This is a genomic window from Cryptosporangium japonicum (assembly GCF_039524755.1).
GTDB classification, from domain to species: domain Bacteria; phylum Actinomycetota; class Actinomycetes; order Mycobacteriales; family Cryptosporangiaceae; genus Cryptosporangium; species Cryptosporangium japonicum.
The window spans coordinates 1-18400 of sequence record NZ_BAAAGX010000005.1; the positions used below are offsets into that span (position 1 = coordinate 1).

21 protein-coding genes and 1 tRNA gene are annotated in these 18400 nt (G+C 72.2%); 4 read left to right on the forward strand and 18 right to left on the reverse strand.

Features of this window, described 5'->3' with window-relative positions; all coding sequences use genetic code 11:
- Positions 1 to 450, forward strand: a 450-nt coding sequence (locus tag ABD437_RS04195; RefSeq protein ID WP_344647405.1) for a DsbA family protein, incomplete at its 5' end; no start/stop codon positions are given.
- Here the strand turns inward: ABD437_RS04195 and ABD437_RS04200 are convergent.
- From ABD437_RS04200 to ABD437_RS04215, 4 genes are read right to left on the reverse strand one after another with little or no spacing between them, the layout of a single operon-like run.
- The gene (locus ABD437_RS04200; protein ID WP_344647406.1) at positions 447 to 1193 is read right to left on the reverse strand and encodes an energy-coupling factor ABC transporter ATP-binding protein; all 747 of its coding nucleotides are present in this window, start codon (positions 1191 to 1193) and stop codon (positions 447 to 449) included. The two genes, ABD437_RS04195 and ABD437_RS04200, sit on opposite strands and share 4 nt — an antisense overlap.
- Entirely contained in the window at positions 1178 to 1942 is a 765-nt protein-coding gene (cbiQ, locus tag ABD437_RS04205; RefSeq protein WP_344647407.1) for a cobalt ECF transporter T component CbiQ, read from the reverse strand. The genes ABD437_RS04200 and cbiQ overlap by 16 nt, the downstream gene beginning before the upstream one ends.
- A 2-nt stretch (positions 1943 to 1944) precedes the next feature.
- On the reverse strand, positions 1945 to 2298 hold the full coding sequence (locus tag ABD437_RS04210) for a PDGLE domain-containing protein (RefSeq protein WP_344647408.1): 354 nt from the start codon (positions 2296 to 2298) through the stop codon (positions 1945 to 1947).
- Positions 2295 to 2981 carry an energy-coupling factor ABC transporter permease gene (locus ABD437_RS04215; protein ID WP_344647526.1) on the reverse strand — a complete coding sequence of 229 codons (687 nt, stop codon included), beginning with the start codon at positions 2979 to 2981 and terminating at the stop codon, positions 2295 to 2297. Before ABD437_RS04215 ends, ABD437_RS04210 begins: the two co-directional genes overlap by 4 nt.
- Before the next feature lie 146 nt (positions 2982 to 3127).
- Here ABD437_RS04215 and bcp point away from each other — a divergent pair, with 146 nt between their 5' ends.
- Both bcp and ABD437_RS04225 read left to right on the forward strand, forming a co-directional pair.
- Positions 3128 to 3604 carry a thioredoxin-dependent thiol peroxidase gene (bcp, locus tag ABD437_RS04220; protein WP_344647409.1) on the forward strand — a complete coding sequence of 159 codons (477 nt, stop codon included), beginning with the start codon at positions 3128 to 3130 and terminating at the stop codon, positions 3602 to 3604.
- Positions 3605 to 3661: 57 nt separating this feature from the next.
- Positions 3662 to 3745, forward strand: a tRNA-Leu gene (locus ABD437_RS04225).
- A gap of 3 nt (positions 3746 to 3748) precedes the next feature.
- Here the strand turns inward: ABD437_RS04225 and ABD437_RS04230 are convergent.
- From ABD437_RS04230 to ABD437_RS04265, 8 genes are all read right to left on the reverse strand, one after another.
- On the reverse strand, positions 3749 to 4933 hold the full coding sequence (locus ABD437_RS04230; protein WP_344647410.1) for an MFS transporter: 1185 nt from the start codon (positions 4931 to 4933) through the stop codon (positions 3749 to 3751).
- 163 nt (positions 4934 to 5096) lie between these two features.
- A complete protein-coding gene (locus ABD437_RS04235; protein ID WP_344647411.1) occupies positions 5097 to 5312 on the reverse strand; it encodes a hypothetical protein in 216 nt (71 codons plus the stop codon).
- A gap of 71 nt (positions 5313 to 5383) precedes the next feature.
- On the reverse strand, positions 5384 to 6574 hold the full coding sequence (locus ABD437_RS04240; RefSeq protein ID WP_425558089.1) for a mechanosensitive ion channel family protein: 1191 nt from the start codon (positions 6572 to 6574) through the stop codon (positions 5384 to 5386).
- 73 nt (positions 6575 to 6647) lie between these two features.
- Positions 6648 to 7256, reverse strand: a complete 609-nt coding sequence (gene rdgB, locus ABD437_RS04245) for an RdgB/HAM1 family non-canonical purine NTP pyrophosphatase (protein ID WP_344647528.1) — start codon at positions 7254 to 7256, stop codon at positions 6648 to 6650.
- Between the two features lie 2 nt (positions 7257 to 7258).
- Positions 7259 to 8017, reverse strand: a complete 759-nt coding sequence (rph, locus tag ABD437_RS04250) for a ribonuclease PH (protein WP_344647412.1) — start codon at positions 8015 to 8017, stop codon at positions 7259 to 7261.
- Between the two features lie 10 nt (positions 8018 to 8027).
- Positions 8028 to 8834, reverse strand: a complete 807-nt coding sequence (locus tag ABD437_RS04255) for an SGNH/GDSL hydrolase family protein (protein WP_344647413.1) — start codon at positions 8832 to 8834, stop codon at positions 8028 to 8030.
- Positions 8792 to 9955 carry a glycosyltransferase gene (locus tag ABD437_RS04260; protein ID WP_344647414.1) on the reverse strand — a complete coding sequence of 388 codons (1164 nt, stop codon included), beginning with the start codon at positions 9953 to 9955 and terminating at the stop codon, positions 8792 to 8794. Before ABD437_RS04260 ends, ABD437_RS04255 begins: the two co-directional genes overlap by 43 nt.
- Positions 9952 to 11079, reverse strand: a complete 1128-nt coding sequence (locus ABD437_RS04265) for a glycosyltransferase family 4 protein (protein ID WP_344647415.1) — start codon at positions 11077 to 11079, stop codon at positions 9952 to 9954. Before ABD437_RS04265 ends, ABD437_RS04260 begins: the two co-directional genes overlap by 4 nt.
- Before the next feature lie 308 nt (positions 11080 to 11387).
- On the opposite strand from ABD437_RS04265, the gene ABD437_RS04270 reads away from it, so the two are divergent.
- Positions 11388 to 12095, forward strand: a complete 708-nt coding sequence (locus ABD437_RS04270) for an MBL fold metallo-hydrolase (protein ID WP_344647416.1) — start codon at positions 11388 to 11390, stop codon at positions 12093 to 12095.
- Between the two features lie 71 nt (positions 12096 to 12166).
- Here ABD437_RS04270 and ABD437_RS04275 read toward each other — a convergent pair whose 3' ends face one another.
- The 6 genes from ABD437_RS04275 to egtA form a co-directional block, all read right to left on the reverse strand.
- Positions 12167 to 12925: an MBL fold metallo-hydrolase gene (locus tag ABD437_RS04275; protein WP_344647417.1), complete on the reverse strand. Its 759-nt coding sequence runs from the start codon at positions 12923 to 12925 to the stop codon at positions 12167 to 12169.
- Entirely contained in the window at positions 12922 to 13749 is an 828-nt protein-coding gene (murI, locus tag ABD437_RS04280; RefSeq protein WP_035848917.1) for a glutamate racemase, read from the reverse strand. The genes ABD437_RS04275 and murI overlap by 4 nt, the downstream gene beginning before the upstream one ends.
- 96 nt (positions 13750 to 13845) lie before the next feature.
- Complete coding sequence (egtD, locus tag ABD437_RS04285) at positions 13846 to 14814, reverse strand: L-histidine N(alpha)-methyltransferase (RefSeq protein ID WP_344647418.1); 969 nt, start codon at positions 14812 to 14814, stop codon at positions 13846 to 13848.
- Positions 14814 to 15563, reverse strand: coding sequence for an ergothioneine biosynthesis protein EgtC (gene egtC, locus ABD437_RS04290; protein ID WP_344647419.1), 750 nt, complete (start codon positions 15561 to 15563; stop codon positions 14814 to 14816). Before egtC ends, egtD begins: the two co-directional genes overlap by 1 nt.
- Positions 15556 to 16857, reverse strand: coding sequence for an ergothioneine biosynthesis protein EgtB (gene egtB, locus ABD437_RS04295; protein ID WP_344647420.1), 1302 nt, complete (start codon positions 16855 to 16857; stop codon positions 15556 to 15558). The genes egtC and egtB overlap by 8 nt, the downstream gene beginning before the upstream one ends.
- Positions 16854 to 18194 (reverse strand): ergothioneine biosynthesis glutamate--cysteine ligase EgtA, encoded by a 1341-nt coding sequence (gene egtA, locus ABD437_RS04300; RefSeq protein ID WP_344647421.1) that lies wholly within the window; start codon positions 18192 to 18194, stop codon positions 16854 to 16856. The genes egtB and egtA overlap by 4 nt, the downstream gene beginning before the upstream one ends.
- Positions 18195 to 18400 lie beyond the last annotated feature (206 nt).

The window sequence follows — 18400 nt, forward strand, 5'->3', positions numbered from 1 at the left end:
AAGACGTTCGAGAACGAGAGCGGCGCGACGCTGCAGAAGTACGTCGACGAGGGCACGGTGAAGATCGCCTACCACCCGGTGGCCTATCTCGACCGCTTCTCGTCCGGCACGAAGTACTCCAGCCGGTCGTCGGCGGCGTCCGGGTGCGCGTCCGACGCCGGGAAGTTCCCCGAGTTCCTCACCGCGCTCTACGCGAACCAGCCCGAGGAGGGCGGCACCGGCCTGACCGACGCCACGATGGTGAGCCTCGCGACGAAAGCCGGCATCACCGGGGACACGTTCGAGAAGTGCGTCGACGACCAGAAGTACGCCGACTGGACGAAGTCGGTGACCGATGAGGCGTCCAAGGCCGGCGTCAACGGCACCCCGACCGTGAAGGTGAACGGAACCGCGCTCGAGAACCCGTCGAAGGCCGCGCTGACCGCGGCCATCGACGCCGCGAAGCGCTAGAGCGCCACCGACGGGTTGAAGCCGTAGGGCAGTTCGAGCCGGTGCTCGCGCATCAGCTCGGCGTCCATCAGGAGCTGCGGGGTGGGGGCGTCGGCGACGATGACCCCACCGTCCATCAGCACCGAGCGCGGGCAGAGTTCCAGCGCGTACGGCAGGTCGTGGGTGACCATCAGCAGCGTCACGTCGAGGCTCTGCAGGATCTGGGCGAGCTCCCGGCGGCTGGCCGGGTCGAGGTTGCTGGAGGGCTCGTCGAGCACGAGGATCTCCGGGCGCATCGCGAGCACGGTGGCCACGGCGACGCGTCGGCGCTGGCCGAAGCTCAGGTGATGGGGTGCGCGGTCGGCGAACTCCTGCATGCCGACGGCGGTGAGCGCCTCGGTGACGCGCTCGTGGAGCGCGGCGCCGCGCAGGCCCAGGTTCGCCGGCCCGAACGCCACGTCCTCGGCGACGGAGGGCATGAACAGCTGGTCGTCGGGGTCCTGGAAGACGATCCCGACGCGGCGGCGGATCTCGGTCAGGTTCTCCTTCGCCACCGGCAGTCCGGCGACCGTGACGCTGCCCGCTCCGGCCAGGTGAATGCCGTTCAGGTGCAGCACCAGCGTCGTTTTGCCGGCGCCGTTGGGGCCGAGCAGCGCGACGCGCTCGCCTCGCTTCAGGGTCAGGTCGACGCCGAACAAGGCTTGCCTGCCGTCGGGATACGCGAAGGCCACGCCTTCCACTGCCAGCGTTACGTCGTCAGCCACGCCGTAACGCTAACCGCCGCGGCCGCGGCCGGGATCGTCAGCGCGGTGGCCCACTGCCGGGCCGGTGGCCGCGCGGTGGCGCCCATCGGCAGCGCGCCGGTGTACCCCCGCGACAGCATCGCGACGTAGACCCGTTCGCCGCGTTCGTACGACCGCAGGAACAGGCTGCCGATCGACGTGGCGAACGCACGCACCTGCCAGAGGAACCGCGGGTCGTGGCAGCGGGAGAGGCGGGCGATACGCATCGCCCTGGCGTTGCCGATGATCACGTCGGCGTAGCGGAGCATGAACGTGGCGATCTGCACGATCGGGGCCGGCGTACGCAGGCGTTGGAGCCCGAGCAGGAGGTCGCGTCCGTTCGTCGTGGCGGCGAGCAGCAGCGACGCGAAAACGCCGAGCGTGCCCTTCGCGACGATGTTCCAGCCCGCCCAGAGGCCCGGTTCGCTGAGGCTCAGCCCCGCGACGTGGACGTGTGGGCCGCCCTCGAGGAACGGCAGCACCACGGCGAGGACGACGAACGGCGTCTCGATGAGGCCGCGCGTGGCCAGCCAACCGGCCGGGACCCGCGCGGTGGCGGCCACCCCGGCGAGCAGCAGGGCGTAGAGCCCGAACGCCCAGATCGCCTCCCGCGGGGTGGCGACGACGCTCACCACGAACGCCAGCGCCGCGACGATCTTCACCTCGGAGGGCATCCGGTGCAGCGGGGACGCCCCGGGGAGGTGCAGTGGATGGCTGTGCCCGGCTCCCACGTCTAGTCCTTCGTGGCCGGGTCGCGGCGGCGGAGCACCCAGAAGAGGCCGCCGCCGATCCCGGCGACGAGCAGCACCCCGGCGACACCGGACAGCCCGGTCGAGACGACCGGGTTGTCGATGCCGCGGATGCCGTAGTCGGCGAGCGGCGAGTCGGCGAGGTCGTGGTCCTCGGCCGACTTCGCCAGGCAGTCCCCGCCGGTGATCTCGTCGTCGGCGTTGAACGTGCAGCCCTCCCTGGCGGTGGCGTCCAGCCCGTCCGGCTTCGACGACGCCGCCGAGCTGACGACGCCGGCCAGCAGCAACGCCACCAGCAGCCCGAGCGCGAGGAAGACGGCCAACCGCACGCGTTTCATGTGTTACTCCCCGCGGTGATCAGGAGCGGCTTCTCGCGGTACCGGCGCAGTGCGTAGACCAGGTCGGGGCGCACCGCCGCGACGGTCGCGACCGTGGTCGCGGTGATCAGTCCCTCGCCGATGCCGATCAGCAGGTGGACGCCGGCCATCGTGGCCGAGATCGGCCCGAGCGCCTTGTCCACCTCGCCGCCGAGCGCGTACTCGAACACGAAGCCCTGCGACGCCACGACCACCGAGATCGTCGCGGCCAGGAACGACGCCACCACGATGCCGACCCGGCTCTTCGGCAGCACCCGCAGCGCCAGCGCGACGACCCCGTACGCGACGAGCGTCGTGATGATCGCCATGTTCGTGATGTTGAGGCCCAGCGCGGAGAGCCCGCCGTCGGCGAAGAGCAGTGCCTGCACCAACAGCACGGTGGCGACGCAGAGCGCGCCCACCCACGGCCCGACCAGGATCACCGCGAGCGCACCGCCGAGCAGGTGCCCGCTGACCCCCGGCAGCACCGGGAAGTTGAGCATCTGCACCGCGAAGATGAACGCGGCCACCAGACCGGCCATCGGCGCCAGCCGGTCGTCGAGGTCACGGCGGGCTCTGACCAGGCATAACGCGATCCAGCCCACGGCGACGACGCCGAAGAGCGCCGATACCGGCAAGTTGACGATGCCGTCGGAGACGTGCATCGCGACGGGTGTGCCCGCTGGCTCCACCGCTCCCCCTCGCTTGACCGATACAACTCATCACGCATCATCCCCGCTCTTGCAACTAACCTGCAATAGCCAACGCCGAGCGCCGCGCGCCCGGGGTGGGCACGGCTTAGGCTCTGGGCATGACTGCCGCGCCCCGCCTCGCCCCTGGCGACCCCGCCCCCGACTTCGAGCTCACCGACGACCACGGCAACCCGGTGCACCTCGCCGACCTGCGCGGTCAGCGCGTGATCCTGTACGCCTACCCGTCAGCGATGACGCCCGGCTGCACCAAGCAGGCCTGCGACTTCCGCGACTCGCTCGACTCGCTGAAGGCCGCCGGCCTCGCGGTCATCGGCATCTCCCCCGACAAGCCGGAGAAGCTCGCCAAGTTCCGCGAGAAGGAGTCGCTCACGTTCCCGCTGGTGTCCGACCCGGACAAGAGCGTCCTGAGCTCCTACGGCGCCTTCGGCGAGAAGACGATGTACGGCAAGACCGTCACCGGCGTCATCCGCTCGACGTTCGTGATCGACGCCGACGGCAAGATCGAGAAGGCGCAGTACAACGTGAAGGCCACCGGCCACGTGGCGAAGCTCCGCCGCGACCTCGGCCTGGACTGACGGGTCGGCCGGGCTCGACGTGCCCGCACCCGGCGGCGTGCGTACGATGTCAGCCGAGCGGGAGTGGCGGAAAGGCTAGACGCGCCGGGTTTAGGTCCCGGTGTCCGCAAGGACATGTGGGTTCGACTCCCACCTCCCGCACCGTCACCGTTCCGCGCCGCCGGCGACCAGTTCCTCCTCGACGAACGTGGGTCGGGCCAGCGTGACCGCCGGGACGGCCGCGACCAGGGCGACCGCGAGCAGGAACAGCAGCGGCAGGGTCCAGCCGTCGCTCGCGTCGTGCAGCAGCCCCACCACCAGCGGGCCGAGCGCGCCGAGCGCGTACGCGACCCCCTGGGCGAAGCCGCTCAGCGCGACCGTGCCGCCCTGGGTGCGGGTGCGGACGTTGAAGAGCACGAGGCTCACCGGGAACAGGATCGAACCGGAGCCGACGAGCAGCACCCAGAGCAGCGTGAGCGTCGCGGGCGCGAGCAGCAGGCCGAGGTAGCCGAGCACGAAGCTCGCGACGCCGGTGGCGATCAGCCAGCCGACGTTGAGCCGCGCGACGAGCAGGGGCGCGACGAGCGCACCCGGCAGGCTGACGAGGCCGGTGACGGCGAGCAGCACACCGGCCTCGGTCGGCGTCGAACCGGCGACGTCGCCGAGGATCTCGGGCAGCCACGCGAACGCCGCATAGGTGCAGATCGTGCTGGTGGAGAACACGACTGTGATCGAGCGGGCCACGCGTGAGCGCCACAGGCGCGCGACCAGGGCGGTCGGCGCGGACTCCGCGTCCGGGACGGGCTGCCTGCGTGTGCGCGCGAGCAGGACGAGCCACGGAACGAGCGCGACCACCGAGGTCGCCGACCAGACGCCGAGCGAGAACCGCCAGCCGATCCGCTCGGCGACCGGAGCGGCGAGCGCCGCGGGCACGGCCGTGCTGACGCCGACGATGCAGACGTAGACGGCGGTGAGCAGCGCCACCCGGTCGGGGAAGTAGCGCCGCACGATCGGCGGCAGCAGCACGTTGCCGACGCCGGTGCCGGCGAGCGCGACGACACTGCCGCCGAGCAGCACCGCGAAGCTCGGGGCGAACGCGCGCACGAGGTGGCCCAGGGTCATGAGCACCAGCGCGAGCACGATGCCACCGTCGAGCCCGATGCCGCGGGCGATCCGCGGCGCGACGAACCCGGACACCGCGAGCAGGATCGGCGGCAACGTACCGAGCAGCCCGACGCCGATGTCGGAGATCGGGACCTCCACCCGGATGTCGCCGAGGATCGGCGAGATCGCCGCGACCGCCAGCCGCAGAGTGAACGCGACGAGCACGATGCCCAGCAGCGCGGCCACGCGCCCCGCCCACAGCGGGAGAGCGCGGGGCTCGCTCAGCGCTTGCGCTTACTCGAGTACGTCACGGCCGCGATGATGCCGGCGACACCGCCGCCCAGCACGAGTAAGCAGCACAGCAACGAGAGAACGTGCCACGGCTTGATTCCACCCATGGATCGAGAACCTACTCGGGCGGGTGGGGCCAGATGAAAGCGATGGCCGCCACCGTGACGCCCGCCGCCAACAGCAGGATGGCCAGCGACGTCACGCGCCACGGTGTCGTCTCCTGCACGCGTCCTCGGAAAGCGCCCTGGAGCAGCGCTAACACCAGCAGCGCCAGGCCTCCCACCGCCATGCCGGCGCTGAGCCAGTACAGCACCGTCCGCAGGCCGTCCGACATCGGGTCTCCCTCCGCAGCCGGTGCCATTGTGACCGCTGGGCATGGAGAGCAAACGGGCGCCCTCCGGTGAGTCAGGTGTCCTCGGAGCGGCCGGCGAAGGCGGCGCTGCGTTCGCGTCCGTCGGCGGAGCCGCTGAAGACCCGGGCGTCGTCGGGCGCGTCGGCGACCGCGCCGGGCCCGAGTTCCCGCCCGTTGAGGTTCTCGACCTTGTCGATGCGCACACCCGGGATCCCGGTGACGTCCGCACGCGTCCGCGGCAGCGCCTGCGGGTGGTTCTCGCGCAGCCACTGCACCAACCGCTCACGCACGTGGCAGCGCAGGTCGAACAGCGTGGGCGCGTCCCGCGCGGTCACCAGCGCACGGACGCGGACCAGGCCGCCGATCGCGTCGGTCACCTGGAACACGCAGGCGCGCCCGTCCCACAGGTCGGTGCCCTCGCAGACGTGTCGCAGCTCGCGACGCATGTCCTCGGTGGGCACGGCCCAGTCGACGTCGATCTCGACCGCGCCGAGCAGCGCGGACTCGTTGCGGGTCCAGTTCTGGAACGGCTTGGTGGTGAAGTACGAGGTCGGCAACGTCAGCCGCCGGTCGTCCCAGAGATGCAGCACGACGTAGCTGAGCGTGATGTCCTCGACGCGGCCCCACTCGCCCTCCACGACCACGACGTCGTCGATGCGCAGCTCGTCGCTGAAGGCCAGCTGCACACCGGCGAACACGTTGCCGAGCACCGACTGGGCGGCCAGCGCCGCGACGACACCGGCGATACCGGCGGAGGCCAGCAGCGACGCGCCGGCGGCCCGCGCGGTCGGGAACGTCACCAGCACGGCGCCGAGCGCGACGACGACCACCACCGCGACCGTGACCCGCCGCACGACCATGATCTGGGTGTGCACGCGGCGGTTGCGTTTGTTGTTCTCCACGTCGGTGCGGAACCGCGACAGCGCCGCGTCCTCCAGGATCACCAGCAGCGCGCCGACGACCCAGGCGACCGACGCGATCACCAGCACCGTGACCGCGTGCAGCAGCGGCCCGCGCCAGTCACCGCCGGTGGTGGTGGCGTGCAGCGAAGCCTGCACGGCGAGCACGGCCGCCAGGCACTGCACCGGCCGGTGCAGCCGGGCGGCGATCTGCTCGAACAACTGCGCACGCCGGCCCAGCCGGCGCGCCACGACGTGAAGGATCTGGACGACGACGAGCGCGACAAGCACGCTCACGGCCGCGGTCACCAGGGTGACGACGGCATCGGGCAGCTCGTCGAACACGAACGAACTCCAATCGGGGTCGACTACTCCCCTGAGTAACCCCGATCGGAATTGCTGAAAAGTGACGAACGCGTCAAGCCGAGGTCAACGAGGTGGCGAGCACCTCGGCCAGGGCCCGGAACGCCTTTCCCCGGTGGCTGATCGCGTCCTTGTCGGCCGGCGTCATCTCGGCGCTGGTCAGCACCGACCCCGACGGAACGAAGATCGGGTCGTACCCGAACCCGTTGGTTCCCCGCGGCTGGCGGATCAGCGAGCCTTCCATGCGCCCCTCGACGACGTGTTCCTCGCCACCGGGCAGCACGAGCGCGGCCGCGCACACGAACGCCGCGCCCAGCCTCGTGTCGGGCAGGTCCTCGACCTGCTCCAGCACCAGCCGCAGGTTCCGCTCGTCGCTCTTGGGCTTGCCGGCCCAGCGCGCCGAGAGCACGCCGGGCATTCCGTTGAGCGCGTCGACCGCGATGCCCGAGTCGTCGGCGATCGCCGGCAGGCCCGACACCTCGGCCGCCTCGCGCGCCTTGAGCAGGGCGTTCTCCGCGAACGTGGCGCCGTCCTCGACGGTCTCCGGATAGGGCGGCACCTCGTCGAGGCCGACGACCTCGACCTGCGGTACCGCCACCGCGAGAATCCGCCGCAGCTCCGCGATCTTCTTCGCGTTGCGGCTGGCCAGCACCACTCGCGTCAGGCTCACGAATCCAACGCCTTCTGCTGCAGCGCGGCCAGCTCGGCGCACCCCGCCATCGCGAGGTCGAGCAGCGCGTCCAGCTGGTCCCGGCCGAACGTGATCGCCTCGCCGGTGCCCTGCACCTCGACGAACTCACCGGAGCCGGTGCAGACCACGTTCATGTCGACGCCGGCCTTGACGTCCTCGTCGTAGTTGAGGTCGAGGCGGGGCTCGCCGTCGATGATGCCGACGCTGACCGCCGAGACCGAGTTCTTCAACGCCTTCTTGGGCGAGGCCGCCAGCGCGTGCCGCGACGCCAGCCACTGCACCGCGTCGGCCAGGGCCACGTACGCGCCGGTGATGGCCGCGGTGCGGGTGCCGCCGTCGGCCTGCAGCACGTCGCAGTCGAGCGTGATCGTGTTCTCGCCCAGCGCCTTGAGGTCGAGGCAGGCCCGCAAGGACCGCCCGATCAGCCGGGAGATCTCGTGGGTGCGGCCGCCGATGCGGCCCTTCACCGATTCGCGGTCGCCGCGGGTGTGGGTGGCCCGCGGGAGCATCGCGTACTCGGCGGTGACCCAGCCCAGGCCGCTGCCCTTGCGCCAGCGCGGCACGCCCTCGACCACGCTCGCCGTGCAGAGCACCCGGGTACGGCCGAACTCGACGAGCACCGAGCCCTCGGCATGGTCGGACCAACCACGTTCGAACGAGACCGGGCGGAGCGCGTCGGCGACGCGACCGTCGGGCCGGTTGCCGATCGTGAACACGGTGGAGGAGTCCGTCATGGGCGGCAGCCTATCCCCCGTTCGGGTACCCCGGCTCGCCCCCGTCACGGCGACGCGAACGCACCGCCGAGAAGAACTCGCGCGCCGCCAGGCCGAGCAGATGGGGCACCAGGTCCGTGCCCCGGTCGATCACCCACCCGGTGCCCTTGGTGGCCAGCCACCAGACGTGCTCGAACGGCCGGGTGGGCCGCCCGCCGCCCGGCTCCGCGGACGGCATCCGCTCCACCGGAACGCCACGGGCGATCAACGCACCGGCGAATTCACGCGCCACCACCCGGTGTCCGCGCTCGTTCGGGTGCAGCCGGTCCACGTGCCAGGCCGCCCGGTCGGCGACCGCCGGGTGGTCGGCCAGGTCGACGTGGACCGTGCGGTGGCGTTCGGCCACGGACTGCACCGCGGCGTTGAGTTCGAGCGTGCGCCGGCCGAGCGGGCGGCGCAGCGCCCCGGGTAACCGCAGCATCCGGCCCGGGTCGGGCATCCGCGCGGTCAGCACGACGGCGCCGGACGCGCACAGCGACCCGACGACGCGGTCGAGCCGGGCCTCGATCGCGCCGGCGTCGAACCCGGGCCGCAGCACGTCGTTCACGCCGACCACCACGCTCGCGACGGTCGGCCGGAACGCCAGCGCCGAGGGCAACTGCTCGTCGAGCACCCGGGCCGTCGTGGCCCCGCTGGCGGCGTAGTTGACGAACGCCGAGGAGGACCAGCCCTCGGCGAGCAACGCCGCCCACCCACGCCACCCGCCGCCGGGCAGCGGATCACCCAAGCCCTCGGTCACCGAGTCGCCGAGGGCCGCGAAGCGAACGTCGGCGACCACGACTCCACACCCCCTTCCAGCCCGTGGGCGGCGAGCATTCCGCTCACCGCCGTCGGCCAGTCGAAGCGCTGCGCCCGGAACCGCGCGGCGGCCCGCCGATCAGCCTCCGGGCGGGCGGCCAGCTCCAGCACCGCCTCGGCGAAGCGGACGCCGGTGCCGTTGGGGACCGCCACCCCGGCGTCGCCGACGACCTCGCCGAGCGCACCGTCCCCGGCCGCGACGACCGGTGTCCCGCAGGCCATCGCCTCCAGCGCCGCCAGGCCGAACGTCTCCGCGGGGCCGGGCGCCAGCACGGCGTCGGCGGTGGCCAGCAGCCGCGCGACGAAGTCCCGGTCGGGCACGAACCCGAGGAAGTTCACCGGCAGGCCACGGGCGCGCCGCTCCAGCGCTGGCCGTCGCGGCCCGTCCCCCACCACGACCAGCACCGCGGGGACGCCACGCGCACGCAGCGCCGCCAGCGCGTCCACCGAGTGCTCGACTTTCTTCTCCGGCGACAGGCGCCCACAGTGGACCAGCAGCAGCTCGCCGGGGCGGGCCAGCGTGGCCCGCAGCGACACCGAGCGCAGGTCGGGCCGGAACCGCTCCAGATCGACGCCGAGCGGCACCGTGACCAGGCTGGTCGCGCCGATCCGACGGAACTCGGCGGCCGCGAACCCGGTGGTGGCGACCACGGTGTCGTAGGTGGTGACGGTGCGCTCGTTCAACGCGTCGGCGATCCGGCGCACCGGGGCCCACCGCGGCAGGGCCATGCCGAGCAACGCGGTCGCGTTCTCGTGCGACACCATCAGCGACGGCACGCCGCGCCGCCGGGCCCAGGCACCGGTCCAGCGCAGCGTCGTGCGGTCGGAGACCTCGAGGCGGTCCGGGCGCAGGTCGTCGAGCACCGCGACCAGGCGTCGCCGCCCCAGGACGACGCGGTAGCCCCCCATCCACGGCACGGTCGGACCGGGCAGCGTGATCACCCGGCCCTGCGGGGTGTCCTCGTCGGTGAAGCGTGGCCCCGGCACGATCAGCACCGGGTCGTGGCCCTCGGCCCGGTACCCCCGGCCGAGTTCGTAGAGCGCGGTTCGCAGTCCACCCGACCGCGGTCCGACAAAATTCGCCAGTCGGACGATCCTCACGCGGCGCGCTCCACCGGGGCGGTCGCCGACGAACCCCGCACGACGTCCCGGTAGTGGCCGATCAGCGCGTCGCCGACCGCGGCCCAGCTGCGACCGGCCACCGCCGCCCGCCCGGCCGCCCCGAACTCCCGGCGCAGCGACGCGTCCGCGACCAGCTCGCGGACCGCGGCCAGGAACGCACCGGGGTCGTCCGGCGTCACCAGGTAGCCGGTCACGCCCGAGCGCACCAGGTCCACCGGCCCACCGGCGGCGGGCGCCACCACCGGCACACCGGAGGCCATCGCCTCCTGCACGGTCTGGCAGAACGTCTCGTGGGCGCCCGTGTGCACGAACACGTCGAGGCCGGCGAACGCGGTCGCCAGGTCCTCGCCCACGACCTCGCCGAGGAAGTGCGCGTGCGGGAGCTGCCGCTCCAGCGCGGCACGCGCCGGCCCGTCGCCGATGATCACGACCTTCACGCCCGGCAACTGCGAGACCGGCTCCAGCAGATCCACCCGCTTCTCCGGCGCCAACCGCCCCACGTAGCCGACGACGACCTCGTCGGTGCCGAACCGGCCGGGCGCCCGCTTCGCCGGGTCGAAGCGCACCGCGTCCACGCCCCGGGGCCAGAGCTGCACCGGACCGATGCCGTGGGCGGCGAGCTCGGTCGCGGTGGCGCTGGAGGGCGCGAGCGTCCGCGCGGTCACCCCGTGCACCCGGCGCAACCACCGCCACGCGGCCGCGCGTCCGGCTCCGAGCTTGTAGAAACCGGCGAAGCCGGGCACGTCGGTCTGGTAGATCGCCACGGCCGGCAAGCCCAGCCGGGCCGCGGCGAACGCACCCTGCGCGGCCAGCGCGAACGGCGACGCCAGGTGGACGACGTCCGGCCGGAAGCGGCGCAGCGCGGCGGTCACCCGCCGGGTGGGCAACCCGACCCGGAAACTCGGGTAGCCGGGCAGCCCGACGCTCGGCACCCGGACGACGGGGATGTCGGGCAGGGCCGCGTGTGGCTCGCCCAGCGAGGTGGGTGCCACGACCATCGGCTCGTGCCCACGGGCGAGCAGATGCTCGACCGTGCGCAGCACCGAGTGGGCGACCCCGTTGACGTCCGGCGGATACGACTCCGTGATGATCGCGACACGCATGCAAGTCAGGGTGGGGAGCGTGGCTTTTCCCCTGGTCACCTCCGGATGGCCGGGAGGGGAACTACCGGCCAAAGGTGTCCTCCGACGACCAAGTCGGCTACCTTCTGTGCGCTACGACCGGCGACGAGGCAGGATGGCTCCCACCGGGTTGTCGCTGTGATCGCCCGGACAGCGGAGGTGACGTGCCAACCGACACGCTCAGGTTGGGTGCCGACCTGACGGTGACTACCTTGTGTGACGCCGCCGGAACGTTCCCCGAACCACTCGAGGACGCTTTCCCCGACGCGGGGAACACCGGCCGGTGGCCCATGCATGTGCATTGCCATCTGGTCCGCACACCGACCAGGACGGTGCTCGTCGACGCCGGAATCGGCCCGGACTGGGCTCCGGCCGGCGAATGGTTCGGCCGGCCCGGGCGCCTGCCCGAGGAGCTGGCCGCTCTCGGCGTGGAGCCGGAGGAGATCACCGACGTGATCCTCACCCACCTCCACCCCGACCACATCGGCTGGGTGGTGGCCGACGAGGACGACCCGAAGCCGTACTTCGTCAACGCGCGCCACGTCGTGCAGAACGCGGAGCTGAAGTGGCTGCGTGACTCCGGCGAGGAGTACGAGGACCTGTACGACTCGCACATCAAGCCGCTCGTCGACGCCCAGTTGCTGGTCGAGGTGACCGGCGCGGCGACGCTCGACGAGCGTCTGGACCTGGTGCTCGCGCCCGGGCACACGCCCGGTCACCAGTGCCTGCTGGTCGACGCGCCCGACCGGCCGCTGCTGATCACCGGGGACGCGTTCGTGCACCGCGGGCAGATGACCACCGCCGGGCTGGCCTACCGCTACGAGGAAGCCACCGACGACGCCGCGAAGACGCGCCGCCGGCTGCTCTCGGTGGCCGCCGAGCGTGGTGTGCTGCTGGCCCCGTGCCACCTCGACGAAGGTGTCGTGCTGGTCGAGTCGGCCAGCGAGGACTCGTTCCGCACGACCGCGATGGCCCGCTGCCCGAATTCCGTGGCGTAGCCGCCGCCGAATTCGGGCGATGCCCGCTGCCCCCATTTCGGCAAGTCGCACAGCCCCTGCGGGCGCGGAGTTCAGATCTCGTACTCCGCGCCCGCGTAGGCCAGTTCGATCGGGCCCGCGAACGACCGCCGGGCCTCTTCCAGCGACTGCTGCGGGTCGCCCCAGGCCTTCACGAAGTGCGTGAGCACCAGCCGCCGCGCGTGCGCCTGAGTGGCGTACTCGCCGGCTTCGAAGCCGGTCAGGTGCAGGTCCGGCGGGTGCGGCTTGTCTTCTAAATAGGACGCCTCGCAGAGGAACAGGTCGACGTCGCGGGCCAGCTTGACCAGCGCGTCGGTGCGACCGGTGTCGGCCGAGTACGCCATCGCGGTGTCGCCGTGCTCGATGCGTACGCCGAACGTCTCCACCGGGTGGTTGACGCGGGCGACCTCCACCGTGAACGGGCCGACCGCGAACCGCCCCGGCTGGAGCGTCTTCACGTCGTAGACGTCCTCGACGCTGCCGCCGACGCCCTCCTCCGGGCCGTAGATCGCCGCGATCCGCTCCCCGGCGCCGGCCGGGCCGTAGAGGGGCAGCGGCGGGTGCTTGCCGTCCGGGTCGTACCGGCGGACCACCATGTACACGCAGGCGTCCGTGATGTGGTCGCAGTGCAGGTGCGACAGCACGATCGCGTCGATGCCGTGCAGGCCGGCCGGGTGCCGCTGGAGCGCGCCCATCGCCCCGTTGCCGAAGTCGAGCAGCAACCGGAAACCGTCGGCTTCGACGATGTACGACGAGCACGGTGAATCCGGGCCGGGAAAGCTGCCCGCACAGCCAAGGACGGAAATCTTCATCCGGCCACCTCCAACGATGCGGCTGCAGGCAGCGTAAGGGACGACACCACGGAGGCTTCCGGCCCCAGGAACCGGCGGCCGAGGCGCGCGAACGGCTCGGGATCACCGGTCGCCAGGAACCGGTGGCGGGGCGGCCCCGCGTCGTCACCGCGGAGCAGGTCGTGTTCGGTGAGGGCCCGGTACACGTCCTTCGCGGTCTCGTCCGCGCTCGACACCAGCGTGACTCCGTCCCCCATCACCAGACTGATCACTCCGGTCAACAACGGGTAGTGTGTGCACCCCAGCACGAGCGTGTCGACCTCGGCACGCTGCAGCGGTTCCAAATACGCCTGCGCGAGGCCGAGCAGTTGCCGCCCGCTGGTGACACCGCGCTCGACGAACGAGACGAACTCCGGGCAGGCGACGCCGGTGACGGTGACCCCGGGCGCCGCCGCGAACATGTCCTGGTACGCGCCGCTGGTGATCGTCGCTCGGGTGCCGATCACGCCCACCCGGCCGTTGCGGGTGGCCGCGGCCGCCCGCCGTACCGCGGGCAGCACGACCTCCACCACCGGCACGCGGTAGCGCTCCCGAGCATCGCGCAGGCAGGCCGCCGACGCACTGTTGCACGCGATGACCAGCATCTTCACGTCCTGCTCGACCAGGTGGTCGAGCACTTCCAACGCGAACCGGCGTACCTGCGCGATCGGACGCGGCCCGTACGGCACGTGCGCGGTGTCGCCGACGTAGACCAGCTGCTCGTTCGGCAGCTGGTCGAGCACCGCACGCGCCACCGTGAGTCCGCCGACCCCTGAGTCGAAAATCCCGATTGGCGCGTCTGTCACGTCGGCGAGACTAACCGGCAGGGGTGGTGGTCTGTCTGTCCGGAAGCTAACTCGACAGCCGATGTCGTGACTCTCACGTACCGAGAGCGACGACGGTCACCGTGCGGTGGCCAGACTCAGCCCGAACAGACCGTCGTCGTCGGTCCACCAGCGGGTGAGCCCGAAACCGGCGGCGTCGAGTTCGGCCGCCACCCGCTCGCGGCGGAACTTGGCCGAGATCTCGGTGCGGATCTCCTCCCCGCGGTCGAGGTCGACGGTCAGGTCGAGGGCCGGGATGCGCACCCGCATCGCCTCCTGCGCCCGCAGCCGCATCTCGATGCGTTCGAGCTCGGCGTCCCAGCGGGCGACGTGATCGAACGCCTCCGGCCGGAAGTCGGCCCCGAGCTCGGTGTTGAGGACGTTCAGCACGTTCCGGTTGAACTCCGCGGTGACGCCCCGCGCGTCGTCGTAGGCGGGCACCAGCACGTCCGGGGACTTCACCAGGTCGGTGCCGAGCAGCAGGGTCTCCCCCGGGCGCAGGGCCGCCCGGACTTCGGCCAGGAACGCGGCCGGGTCCAGGTTGCCGATCGTGCCGCCGAGCAGCGCGAACATCCGGTGCCCGGCGCGGGGCAGCAGGCCGAGGTGCCGGTTGAAGTCGGCCACGACCGCGTGCACGGCCAGGCCGGGGTACTCCCACAGCAGGTTCGCGCTGGCGGTGCGCAGCGCGCCGTCGGAGACGTCGACCGGAACGTAGGTCCGCAGCGAACCGGTCGCGCGCAGGGCGTCGACCAGGAGGTGCGTTTTTTCGGCCGAGCCGGCGCCGAGTTCGACCAGGCTCGTCGCCGCCGAGACCTCGGCGATCTCGGCGGCCCTGGCCCGCAGGATCGAGCGCTCGGCCCGCGTCGGGTAGTACTCCGGCAGGCGGGTGATCTCGTCGAACAGCACGCTGCCCCGGTCGTCGTAGAACCAGCGCGGCGGCAGCCACTTCGGCGCCGCGGTCAGTCCGGTGACGACGTCCTGGCGCAGCGTGCGGGCGATGAAGTCGGCGGGCAGGTGGTTCTCGACGGTGAGAGTGGCAGCGACCATCAGGCGACCTCCACGGCTAGTTCTTCGATGGTGACGGCATCGGACGTGGCGACGAGCAGGGAGTTGTCCGGCACGTGGTGCCAGCCGGGTTCGTCGTCGGTGGGCTCGGACGCGACCAGCACCCCGGCCGGCGACGCCCGGCGCCAGCTCAGCGTGTCGCCCCGGACCGTGGCCGCGATCGTGGTGCCGTCGGTGGCCAGCAGGTTCAACCGGGCGCCCTGGACGTCGACCGCGGCGGCCGTCTCGGCCAGCGCGACCGGCAGCGGCACGCCGGACGCCAGCCGGAACCGGGCGTAGGCCCAGAGCAGGGCCGAGTCGGTGGGCGCCTCCAGACCGACCAGGTACTCGGGCGGGAGTGCCGCCGCGAGCCGGTGCAGCGACCCCGGCCATCCGGGTACCGCGCCGTTGTGGCTGAACAACCACGTGTCCGACGCGAAGGGCGCGGCCGCGGCCTCGGCGAACCCCATCCCCTCGGTGCCGGAGCGCACGGCCGCGAGCACCGCGCCGGACCGGACGACCCGGGCGAGGTCCAGCAGGTTCGGATCACCCCAGATCGGCCGGTCCCGGCGGTAGCGGGCCGGGACCGGGTCGCCGGGCGCGTACCAGCCGACGCCGAAACCGTCGGCGTTGACGGTTCCGTGCCGCTGCCGCCGGGGCGCCCAGGACTGGCGGTACAGGCCGTGTTCCGGGGCGATCAGCAGGTCGTGGAGCGTGCGGGCGGGGCCGAGGTAGGCGAGGTGCCTACACATCGCGTGCGCACCGGAAGCCGGCGAAGATCTGCCGACGGATCGGGTAGTCCCAGTTGCGGAACGTGGCCCTGACCGCGGTCTGGTCGGCGGCCCACGACCCGCCACGCAGCACCTTGTACTCCGGGCCGAAGAACACCTCGGAGTACTCGGGGTACGGGAACATCGTGAACCCGGGGTACGGGGTGAAGTCGCTCGACGTCCACTCCCAGACGTCACCCATCAGGCCGCGGACGCCGAGCGGCGACGTGCCCTTCGGGTAGGCCCCGACCGGCGCCGGCTGGAGGTACGTGCCGCCGAGGTTCGCGTGCTCGGGCCGTGGGTCCTCGTCGCCCCAGGGGAAACGTTGGCTGCGGCCGGTCGCCGGGTCGAAGCGGGCCGCCATCTCCCACTCGGCCTCGGTGGGCAGGCGCTTGCCGGCCCAGCGCGCGTAGGCGTCGGCCTCGTACCAGCAGACGTGCTGGACGGGCTCCTCGGGCGGGATCGGCTCGACGTGACCGAAGCGGGTGCGGTGGCCGTTCTCCCAGAACTGGGGGGCTTCCAGGCCGGCGGCCACCCGGTGCGCCCAGCCGTCCGGCGTCCACCAGCGCTCGTCGTCGTAGCCGCCGGCCTCGACGAACGCCGCGTACTGCGCGTTGGTGACCGGGTCGGTGTCGATCCAGAACGGTTCGACGCCGACGGCGTGGGCCGGCCGTTCGTTGTCCAGCGCCCACGGCTCGAGGTCGGTGCCCATCAGGAACATGCCGCCGGGGACGTGGACCTCCGGAGCGTCCGGCGCGGTGCCCGGAGGCGGCTCCGGCGCGTCCAGCACCGGGGCGCCGACCCGCAGCTGATGGGTGGCGAGCATCGTCTCGACGTGCTGCTGCTCGTGCTGGACGATCATGCCGAACGCGAACCCGGCCTCGACCAGGCGGCGGCCCTCCAGCGGGGTGCGTTCGAGCACGTCCAACGCCTTGTCGCGCACGGTCCGCACGTAGGCGCGGGCTTCCTCGGGGCCCAGCAGCGGCAGCGACGGCCGGTCGGCGCGCTTGGTCTGGAAAGCGTCGTAGATGGCGTCGATGTCCGGCCGCACCGGGTCGCGCCCGCCGACGTCGCGCACCAGCCAGAGTTCCTCCTGGCTGCCGATGTGGGCGTAGTCCCAGACCAGCGGCGACATCAGCGGCGAGTGCTGGCGCACCAGCTCCTCGTGCTCGATGTCGGTGAGCCGCCTGCTGCGGCCGCGTGCCCGTTCGAGCTCGGCCGCGATCCGGGCCCGCAGCTGCTCCGGCGAATGACGAAGTTCCTCGATCGAAGTCATGAGCGCTCCAGGTCGAAGCTGTGGGCGAAGTCGTCGAGTTGGTCGTCGGCGGGGGTGCGGCCGCGGAACGTGTGGCGCTCGGCGAACCGGGTCATCGTGCGGACGGCGGTGGCCGGTACCCCGGCCGACTCGGCGTTCTCCAGCGCAAGCGTCATCACGTCCGACGCCGCCCTGGCCAGGTTCTCGTCGGTGAGGCCGTCGCGGGCGGCCCTGGCCCAGGCCCCCGGCCAGGAGGGTTCGCCGGTGCGCTCCACCGCGGCGAGCGCGGCGTCGCGGACCGGGGCCGACGAGAGCAGCGTCCAGAGCACCGCCGGTGGCACCCGCCAGTCGTCGCCGGCCTGGGCGTCGAGGTAGCGGACCTCCAGGAAGCCCTTCGCACGCACCGGCGGGAACAGCGTGCTGAGGTGGTACTCGAGGTCGGCGTAGGTGGCGGGCCGGTCGAGGGCGCCGTCGAGCCAGTCGGCGAACGTGACACCGGGCGGGGCGTCCCAGCGGTCGGTGTGGTTGGGCAGGCAGAGCAGACCGGCGTCGAGCGCGGCGGCCGCGTAGGCCGCGCGGGGGTCGTTCCGCGCGTCGACCGCGGTGGTCCGCCCCGGGTCGAGCGTGATCCAGACCCGCTGCCGGGTGGAGTACCAGCCGGTGGGCACGCCCGCGTGGATCGGCGAGTTCGCGAACAGCGCGACGAGCGTGGGGCCGACCGCGTGCAGCAGCCGCCAGCGGTCGGCCATCGCGTGCTCGCCGTCCTCGGTGCCGGCGTCCACCGAGAGCTGCACCGACGCGGTGGAGCCCATCATCAGGCGGCCGGCGGCACCGCCCCGGTCGAAGTAGCGCTCCATGGCGGCGTAACGCGGTTTCTGCACGATCCGGGTGGCGGGCCGGTGGGCGTCGATGCCCGAGTGGCCGACCGTGAGGCCGTAGCGGGCCAGCGCGCCGCGGACGGCGTCGGCGTCGGTGCCGGCGGCGGCCAGGCAGTCGGCGAACGTGCCCCACGCCTGCGTGGAGAGTTCGACCTGTCCGCCGGGCTCGACCGTGACCGTGGATCCGGCGGGGAGCGGCCGGCCGAGGGCCGTCGGATCGGCGGCCGGCGAGGTGAGGATGGGAGGGCTCCAGCTTCCGAGTGCGGAAGCGAGCCGCTCGACCGGGAGAATCGCAGTGGGATCGTTGATGTCGTGGACCAGGCGTTCGAGCTCGATACCGGCCAGCCGTGGCGGCCCGATCTTGAAACAGATCTTCGCGATGAACGCCTCAGCGTCGGCGCGGGTACGGATCGGCTCGTCGAGCGGTTCGTCGACCGCCGTAGTCGCCGTCCGGCCCGGTGTGACCGTCGTTTCCGACACGTTGCCACCTCCATGTCGCACTCTTCGGGCTTCACAGGGCCCGACTCGCCATGGTTACTCGGAAAAGCCGAAGCCGCATCTGCTCCGATGCGAAAGGCAGGTGTACAAAACCGCGCGCTTCGCACCCGGGGCTGCGTATGCTCCCGGCGTACGTGACGTAAGTGATGGACGTTGTTGACACTGAGAGTTGTCAACTGAAGACGCGG

What these genes read in the sequence shown, in the direction of transcription:
- ABD437_RS04210 (WP_344647408.1), bottom strand. Translation starts at nt 2,298, where the DNA reads ATGAAACGCGTGCGGTTGGCCGTCTTCCTCGCGCTCGGGCTGCTGGTG.
- ABD437_RS04215 (WP_344647526.1), bottom strand. Translation starts at nt 2,981, where the DNA reads ATGCACGTCTCCGACGGCATCGTCAACTTGCCGGTATCGGCGCTCTTC.
- bcp (WP_344647409.1), top strand. Translation starts at nt 3,128, where the DNA reads ATGACTGCCGCGCCCCGCCTCGCCCCTGGCGACCCCGCCCCCGACTTC.
- ABD437_RS04235 (WP_344647411.1), bottom strand. Translation starts at nt 5,312, where the DNA reads ATGTCGGACGGCCTGCGGACGGTGCTGTACTGGCTCAGCGCCGGCATG.
- rph (WP_344647412.1), bottom strand. Translation starts at nt 8,017, where the DNA reads ATGACGGACTCCTCCACCGTGTTCACGATCGGCAACCGGCCCGACGGT.
- ABD437_RS04265 (WP_344647415.1), bottom strand. Translation starts at nt 11,079, where the DNA reads ATGCGTGTCGCGATCATCACGGAGTCGTATCCGCCGGACGTCAACGGG.
- ABD437_RS04270 (WP_344647416.1), top strand. Translation starts at nt 11,388, where the DNA reads ATGCATGTGCATTGCCATCTGGTCCGCACACCGACCAGGACGGTGCTC.
- ABD437_RS04275 (WP_344647417.1), bottom strand. Translation starts at nt 12,925, where the DNA reads ATGAAGATTTCCGTCCTTGGCTGTGCGGGCAGCTTTCCCGGCCCGGAT.
- egtD (WP_344647418.1), bottom strand. Translation starts at nt 14,814, where the DNA reads ATGGTCGCTGCCACTCTCACCGTCGAGAACCACCTGCCCGCCGACTTC.
- egtC (WP_344647419.1), bottom strand. Translation starts at nt 15,563, where the DNA reads ATGTGTAGGCACCTCGCCTACCTCGGCCCCGCCCGCACGCTCCACGAC.
- egtB (WP_344647420.1), bottom strand. Translation starts at nt 16,857, where the DNA reads ATGACTTCGATCGAGGAACTTCGTCATTCGCCGGAGCAGCTGCGGGCC.